The 6,229-nt window shown below is 72.8% G+C and carries 6 protein-coding genes; all 6 read left to right on the forward strand.

What is annotated here, in order from left to right; translation table 11 throughout:
• Positions 1–9: 9 nt before the first annotated feature.
• The 6 genes from AB0G50_RS03560 (at position 10) to AB0G50_RS03585 (ending at position 6,198) form a co-directional block, all read left to right on the forward strand.
• Positions 10–825 carry an ATP-binding cassette domain-containing protein gene (locus tag AB0G50_RS03560; protein ID WP_360101809.1) on the forward strand — a complete coding sequence of 272 codons (816 nt, stop codon included), beginning with the start codon at positions 10–12 and terminating at the stop codon, positions 823–825.
• Positions 826–847: 22 nt separating this feature from the next.
• Positions 848–2,371, forward strand: a complete 1,524-nt coding sequence (locus AB0G50_RS03565) for an ABC transporter substrate-binding protein (protein ID WP_360101811.1) — start codon at positions 848–850, stop codon at positions 2,369–2,371.
• Positions 2,372–2,454: 83 nt separating this feature from the next.
• The gene (locus tag AB0G50_RS03570) at positions 2,455–3,243 is read left to right on the forward strand and encodes a carbon-nitrogen family hydrolase (RefSeq protein WP_360101813.1); all 789 of its coding nucleotides are present in this window, start codon (positions 2,455–2,457) and stop codon (positions 3,241–3,243) included.
• Positions 3,240–3,905 carry a DUF2848 family protein gene (locus AB0G50_RS03575; RefSeq protein ID WP_360101815.1) on the forward strand — a complete coding sequence of 222 codons (666 nt, stop codon included), beginning with the start codon at positions 3,240–3,242 and terminating at the stop codon, positions 3,903–3,905. Before AB0G50_RS03570 ends, AB0G50_RS03575 begins: the two co-directional genes overlap by 4 nt.
• Positions 3,905–5,332, forward strand: coding sequence for a 4-hydroxyphenylacetate 3-hydroxylase N-terminal domain-containing protein (locus AB0G50_RS03580; RefSeq protein WP_360101817.1), 1,428 nt, complete (start codon positions 3,905–3,907; stop codon positions 5,330–5,332). The genes AB0G50_RS03575 and AB0G50_RS03580 overlap by 1 nt, the downstream gene beginning before the upstream one ends.
• A complete protein-coding gene (locus tag AB0G50_RS03585; protein ID WP_360101819.1) occupies positions 5,329–6,198 on the forward strand; it encodes an alpha/beta hydrolase in 870 nt (289 codons plus the stop codon). The genes AB0G50_RS03580 and AB0G50_RS03585 overlap by 4 nt, the downstream gene beginning before the upstream one ends.
• Positions 6,199–6,229: the final 31 nt, after the last annotated feature.

The following is a 6,229-nucleotide window of genomic DNA, read 5'->3' on the forward strand; positions in this document are numbered from 1 at the left end:
AGTGCGCGCGTGCGACCACTGCTGAACGTCACCGATCTCGAGGTCCGGTACGGCCGGTCCGCGCCGCCCACGTTGGAGAGCGTGTCGCTGAGCATCCCGCCCGGCGCCAGCGTCGGCCTGGTCGGCGAGTCCGGCTCGGGCAAGACCACGCTCGGCAAGGCCGTGCTCGGGCTCGTCCCGGTGTCCGGCGGCACGATCCGGATCGACGGCGAGGACACCACCCACCTGCGGGGCGCGGCGCGGCGGGCGCTCGCGGGCGTCGTGCAGGTCGTGTTCCAGAACCCGTACCTGTCGTTCAACCCGCGCCGGACCATCGGCCAGGCGGTGGCCGAGACGCTGCCCGCCGGCACCTCGAAAACCCAGGCGCGCCACCGGGTCTCGGCCATGCTGACCCGGGTCGGCGTCGACCCGGACGTGGTGGGCCGCTACCCGAACCAGTTCTCCGGCGGGCAGCTCCAGCGGATCGCCATCGCCCGCGCGCTCGTGCCCTCGCCCCGGTTGCTCCTCTGCGACGAGGCGGTCAGCGCGCTCGACCTGTCCGTGCAGGCCCACGTGCTCAACCTGCTCGCCGACCTGCGCGCCGAGCACGGCCTGTCCTACCTGTTCATCACGCACGACCTGGCCGTCGTCCGGCACGTCTGCGACCGCGTCGTGGTGCTGCGCCACGGCCGGATCGTGGAGGAGGGCCGCGTCCGGGACGTCACCGAGGAACCCCGTCACCCCTACACGCGGGCACTGCTCGCCGCCGCGCCCGTCGCGGACCCCGAAGCCCAGGCCCGACGGCGTGCCCAGCGCCGGGCGAACCGCACCACGGACGCGGCGTGACCCGTCCGGGAAGGACCCACCCATGAGAACCAGACTCGCCCTCCTGGCGGTGTGCGCGCTGCTCGCCGCCGGCTGCTCGGGCATCACGAACGCGGCGGCCACCGACGACACGCTCGTCATCGCGCTGCCCGCGCCGCCGGAGAACTTCGACCCCGCCAAGAACGGCTCGGGCGTCCAGGGCATCGTGCACTGGCTGTCCTACGAGCCGCTGATCCGCGCCGAGTCCGACGGCTCGTTCACCCCCGCGCTCGCCACCGAGTGGGGTTACGTCGGCACGGGCAACCGGTTGTTCGAGATGACCCTGCGGCCCGGGGTGAAGTTCGCCGACGGCACGCCCGTCGACGCGGCCTCGGTGGTCGGCACGCTCAAGTACTACCTGGCCAACGGCGGCTCCATGAAGCCGTTCCTGACCGGCATCACCGACGTGACCGCGGACGGCGACAAGGTGCGGGTGGCGCTGGACAAGCCCAACCCGATCCTGCCGTACGTGTTCAGCCAGCTGGTGAACTGGGGCGACGTGATCAGTCCGACGGGTCTCGCCGACCCGGCGCAGCTGACCTCGAGGACGTTCGGTGCCGGCGCGTACACGCTCGACCCGGCGGGCACGATCGCGGGCGACCACTACGCGTTCGTCAAGAACCCGAACTACTACCGGCCGGAACTCCAGCGGTACGAGAAGGTCCTCGTCCGCGTGGTGCCGGACCCGAACTCGGCGGTGCAGGCCCTGGCGAGCGGCCAGGTCGACGTGAACCTCAACGCCACGGCCACGCTCGCGGACCAGGCGAAGGCGTCCGGGGCGTCGGTGCTGGAGGGCAACCCCGGCGTGCTGGCGCTGTACCTGGTCGACCGGGACGGGCAGACCACGCCCGGGTTGGGCGACGTGAAGGTGCGGCAGGCGCTCAACCACGCCGTGGACCGGAACGCGGTGGCCGCCGCGCTGGGCGCGGGGTACAGCGCCGTCGGCCAGATCGCGCCGGACGGCACGGACGGCCACGACCCGGCGTTGGACGACCTGACGAAGTACGACCCGTCGGCGGCGCGCAGGCTGCTGACCGAGGCCGGCTACCCGGACGGGATCTCGTTCCAGCTGGTCGACCTGCTGACGTTCGGCATGAACACCGCGTCCCAGGCCGTGGTGGACCAGTTGGGCAAGGTCGGGGTGGACGTCACCGTGCAGACCGACGGCAACGACCTCAACCGGTACGTGGCCGACCTGTCGTCCCGGAAGTTCTCCGCGACCACGTTCCGGCTCAGCACGCCGCTGTTTGCCAGCGCGCTGTTCAACATCACCGGCGCGGCCTCGCCGCTCAACCCGTTCCAGAGCTCGGACGAGGAGATCGACCGGGCGTTCGCGACGCTGGCCGCCGCGCCCGAGGAGCAGCAGGCCGCCGCGGCCGCGGCCTTCAACCGGACCGTGGTGGATCGCGCCTGGTTCCTGCCGATCGCGACGGTGCGCAACTACGTGTTCGCCAAGGGCGTCGCGAACGTGGGCGAGTTCGCCGCCAACGGTGCGCTCGACGTCCTGGACTGGGCTCCGGCCCGCTAGCTCGCGCCACTCCCGTTCGCCGCCGTGGGCGCCGTCTGCCCACCGGTTGTATGCATGCTGTCTACCAGAGTTGGGGAACTGCCATGAAGATCGCGCTCGTGCAGGTCGCGAGCCCGCCCGAGGAGTCGCCCGACGCGCGTCGACGCCGGGTCGGTCGGCTCGTCGCGGAGGCCAGGGGCGCCGACCTGGTCGTGCTGCCGGAGTTGTGGGCCGCCGGCTACTTCGCGTTCGACTCCTACGAGGAGCACGCCGAACCGCTGGAGGGGCCGACGGTCGCCGCCGCCCGCGAGTGGGCCGCCGACCTCGGCGCGCACGTCCACCTGGGCAGCGTCGTGGAGCGGGACGCCGCAGGGCGGCTGTTCAACACCGCCGTGCTGGTCGCGCCGGACGGCACGCTCGCGCACACCTACCGCAAGATCCACGTGTTCGGCTACCGGTCGCGCGAGGCGGAACTGCTCACGCCCGGCGAGGACGTGGCGGTCGCGGACACCGCCTTCGGGCCGCTGGCCGCGACGACGTGCTACGACCTGAGGTTCCCGGAGCTGTGGCGGGCCCTGGTCGACCGGGGCGCGCACGCGGTCGTGGTGCCCGCCGCGTGGCCCGCCGCCCGGCTCGCGCACTGGCGGCTGTTCACCTCGTGCCGCGCCGTGGAGCAGCAGGTGCTCCTGGTGGCGTGCAACGCGGTCGGCGACCAGGGCGGTGTCGGGTTGGCCGGGCACAGCCGGGTGGTCGACCCGTGGGGCGAGGTGCTGGTGGAGGCCGGCGTGGACGAGGGCGTGACGACGTGCGTCGTGGATCCCGGTGTGGTGCACCGGGTTCGCGCCGAGTTCCCGGTGCTCGCGGACCGGCGGTTCGGGCGGGTGACCGCGTGATCGCGCTGGACGTGCTCGGCACCGGCGAGGAGGTGCGGCTGCGACCGGCCAGGCTCGTCGTCGCGGGCTACACCGCGCGCGACACCGCCGCCGTGCAGGCCCACATCGACGAACTGGCCGCGATCGGCGTGCCGCCGCCCGCCACCGTGCCCGCGTTCTACGACCTCGACCCGGCGCTGGTCACCACGGACGCGGTGCTGCCGGTGGACGGCGCGTCGACCTCGGGCGAGGTCGAGCCGGTGCTCATCCGGACGGGCGGCCGGTACCTGCTCGGCGTCGGGTCCGACCACACCGACCGCGAGCGGGAGAAGGCCGACATCGCGGCGAGCAAGGCGGCGTGCGGCAAACCGCTGGGCCACCGGGTGGTCGACCTCGGCCCGGATCCGTCCACTGTGGACTGGGATGGGCTGCTGGCCGACTCCAGCGTCGACGGCTGGCAGTACCAGCGCGGCCGGGTCGCCGTGCTGCGCCACCCCGTCGACCTGCTCGACCGGATGACCGCCGCGCTGGGGCCGGTCGACGGCGACCTGGTCCTGTTCTGCGGCACCTTGCCACTGCTCGTGGGTCAGTTCACCTACGGGCGGTACTGGCGGGTGCACCTCGAGGTGCCGGGCGGTCCGGTCCTCACCCACGCGTACGAGACGAAGCAGAGGAGCGCCTGATGCGCAGCGGATCCGAGTACCTGGCGGCGTTGAAGGACGATCGCCGCGTCTTCGTGGACGGGCGCGCCGTCGACGGTGTCGCCGACCACCCGGCGTTCGCGCCGATCGCGCGCACGATCGCGGGCTTGTACGACGCGGCCGGCGGTTTCGGCGTGGTCGACCCGGACACGGGGGAGACGGTCAACCGGTTGTTCGTGCCGCCGCGCAGTCGGGAGGACCTGACGGCGTTCCGCGAGGCGGCGACGACCTGGGCCCGGTCGACCCACGGCTGGGTCGGTCGCAGCCCGGACCACGTGGGCGCGTTCCTCTCCGCGTTCGCCTCCCACCCGGAGGCGTTCGGGGACTACGCGGACAACGTGGTGGCGTACCGGCGGAAGGTCGCGGCGGAGAGCCTCTACGTGTCCTACGCGATCATCCCGCCCCAGGTGTCCCGGGCGACCACCGCGTCGGGGTGGGACGGCGAGTTCGTCCAGGTGGGCGTGGTCGAGGAGCGTCCCGACGGGATCGTGGTGCGCGGCGCGCAGATGCTGGCCACCGGTGGCGCGGTCGCCGACGAGATCCTGGTGTCGTGCATCAAGCCCCTCACCGAGGAGGACGCCGACTTCGCGATCAGCTTCGCGATTCCCGTTGGCGCGGAAGGACTTCGGCTGCTGTGCCGACGGCCGTACGCACCGGCCGCGACGAGCGCGTTCGACTACCCGCTGACCTCGCGCTTTGACGAAACCGACGCGTTGCTGGTGTTCGACGACGTGTTCGTGCCGTGGGACCGGGTGTTCGTCTACCGGGACGTCGCCGGGTTGCGGCGGCAGTTCTTCGACACCGGCGCGCACGTGCTGGGCAACTGGCAGGCGCAGATCCGGTTCTCGGTGAAACTCCAGTTCCTGGCGGGCATCGCGCGCAAGGTCGCGGCGGTCAACGGGGTGGACAGGTTCCCCGGCGTGGTGGAGAAGCTCGGCGAGTTGGCATCGTTGGTGTCGCTGGTCGAATCGGCCGTGCTGGCGGCCGAGTACACCGCCGCGCCGGACGAGCGGGGGTTGTGGCGGCCGGGCACCCGCGCGTTGTACGGCGCGATGGGGTTGCAGGCCGAGCTGTACCCGAGGGTGCTGGCGATCCTGCGCGACCTGGTGGGCGGCGGGGTGCTCCAGGTGCCCTCCAGCGTGCACGACCTGACCAGTCCGGAAACCCGGGCGGATCTGGACCGGTACGTGTTCAGCCCGGGAACGCCCGCCCAGGACCGGATCAAGCTGTTCAAGCTGGCCTGGGACGCGTCGGGCAGCGAGTTCGCCGGGCGGCACCAGCAGTACGAGCTGTTCTACGCGGGCGCGCCGTTCGTGGTGAAGGGGTACGCGTTCCGCAACTACGGGTTCGAGGACGTGCTGGCGGAGGTGGACGGTTTCCTCGCCGGCTACGACACTGGCGTGTCATGACCGGTATGCCGCCCGCACCGCGGTTCTTCGCACCGCCACCCGCCGAGCCGACGCCCGACGGCCACGACCGCTACCGGGACGTCGGGTACGCCGTCGTGCCGGGGTTCCGCCCGCTGACCCTGGACCTGACCGTGCCGCGCGTATCCGGTCCGGTGCCGGTGGTCGTGTGGATCCACGGCGGCGCGTGGCTCGGCGGGTCGCACCTGCACGTCGGGTCGCCGCCGTGGGTCCGGCGCGCCGCCGGGCTGGTGCTCGACGCGGGGATGGCGTTCGCGAGCGTCCAGTACCGGCTCAGCGGAGAAACGCCGTTCCCCGGCCAGTTGCACGACGTGAAGGCGGCGGTCCGCTGGCTGCGCCGGTTCGGCGGGCCGCTCGGCCTCGACACCGACCGGATCGGCGCGTGGGGCGAGTCGGCGGGCGGTCACCTGGCCGCGCTGCTCGCGCTGACCGGCGCCGACGCGGAGTCCGAGGGTGGCAACGGCGTCACCGAGGGCACCGGCGAGGTGCGCGCGGTCGTGGACTTCTACGGTCCGGCCGACCTCGCGACGATGGGGCACGACGAGCCGACCTCGCCGGAATCGTTGCTGCTGGGCGGTCCCGTGCCGGAACGGGTCCGCGAAGCCCGGTCGGCGAGTCCCGTCACGCACGTGCGGCCGGACGCGCCGCCGCTGCTCCTGGTGCACGGCGAGCAGGACCGCGTGGTCCCGTTCGCGCAGAGCCGGGCGCTGGCGGACGCGCTGGTGGCCGTGGGCGCGTCGGTGGAACTGGTGCCGGTACCCGGCGCGGACCACGTGCTGCTGGGCGTCGACCCGAACCCGGTGGTCGACCTCGCGGTCGCGTTCCTGGACCGCGCGTTGCGGGCGTGACACGACGAAGCGCCTGGTCCCACGACGTCGT

Origin of the sequence: Actinosynnema sp. NPDC020468, assembly GCF_040642015.1 — a bacterium.
Classification (GTDB): domain Bacteria; phylum Actinomycetota; class Actinomycetes; order Mycobacteriales; family Pseudonocardiaceae; genus Actinosynnema.

Excerpts from the sequence above, each read along its gene's own strand:
- AB0G50_RS03585 (WP_360101819.1), top strand. The coding sequence starts at position 5,329 with ATGACCGGTATGCCGCCCGCACCGCGGTTCTTCGCACCGCCACCCGCC.
- AB0G50_RS03580 (WP_360101817.1), top strand. The coding sequence starts at position 3,905 with ATGCGCAGCGGATCCGAGTACCTGGCGGCGTTGAAGGACGATCGCCGC.
- AB0G50_RS03565 (WP_360101811.1), top strand. The coding sequence starts at position 848 with ATGAGAACCAGACTCGCCCTCCTGGCGGTGTGCGCGCTGCTCGCCGCC.
- AB0G50_RS03570 (WP_360101813.1), top strand. The coding sequence starts at position 2,455 with ATGAAGATCGCGCTCGTGCAGGTCGCGAGCCCGCCCGAGGAGTCGCCC.